The sequence below is a fragment of the Erwinia sp. 1181_3 genome, assembly GCF_052824965.1.
Genome location: NZ_VTDE01000037.1, coordinates 1 through 301, shown reverse-complemented (window position 1 = coordinate 301; position 301 = coordinate 1). Strand labels below are relative to the sequence as shown.

The window sequence follows — 301 nt, the reverse complement described above, 5'->3', positions numbered from 1 at the left end:
CGATATCGTGCGTACCCAGGGCGCCATCAGCGCGGCGAAAGATGCAAAAGACAAGATGGGCAGTATCAGCCAGGAAGACCGGGACAGGGCGCAGAAAGACTGGGTGAAAGCCCATCCGGGTCAGACCCCGGATGAGAGCGCCATCAACGGCCAGGTTTACCAGAACTTCTACGACCAGGCCTTTAACGCCACCGGGCTCGGCACCGGCGGCGCCGTCCAGCAGGGTATCCAGGCCGCCACCGCCGTGGTTCAGGGTCTGGCGGGCGGCGATATCGCTGCGGCCATCGCTAACGGTTCAGCG

The 301-nt window shown here is 64.1% G+C and carries 1 protein-coding gene; it reads left to right on the top strand.

Going from position 1 to position 301, the window contains the following annotated elements; genetic code table 11:
• A partial coding sequence (locus tag FY046_RS23660) for a hypothetical protein (protein ID WP_446186541.1) occupies positions 1 to 301 on the top strand: 301 nt, incomplete at both ends.